The following is a 236-nucleotide window of genomic DNA, read 5'->3' on the forward strand; positions in this document are numbered from 1 at the left end:
CGGTCTGCCGGCCGGCGCTTCCACGGACGAGCACGAGGGGGCGGCCAAGTGAGCACATCACCGCGGGAGATCGGCAAGAGCCTGTTCACGGGGCCGGGGGCCGGCTGGCGTATCGCCGGTGCGGTGATGCTGGTCAGTACGGTCGCCACCCAGCATCCCAATCAGCTGTTCAACCGGCTTCAGCTGAAGGACACCTTCTCGCTGCTGCCGAACTGGCGTTTCTTCGCGCCGACTCC

The 236-nt window shown here is 67.4% G+C and carries 1 pseudogene; it reads left to right on the top strand.

The annotated features are described in order from the left end of the window. Window positions 1-48: 48 nt before the first annotated feature. Window positions 49-236: pseudogene (locus tag CU044_RS08770) on the top strand (hypothetical protein); the annotation flags it as partial.

It is taken from the genome of Streptomyces sp. L-9-10, assembly GCF_004151105.1.
GTDB lineage: Bacteria > Actinomycetota > Actinomycetes > Streptomycetales > Streptomycetaceae > Streptomyces.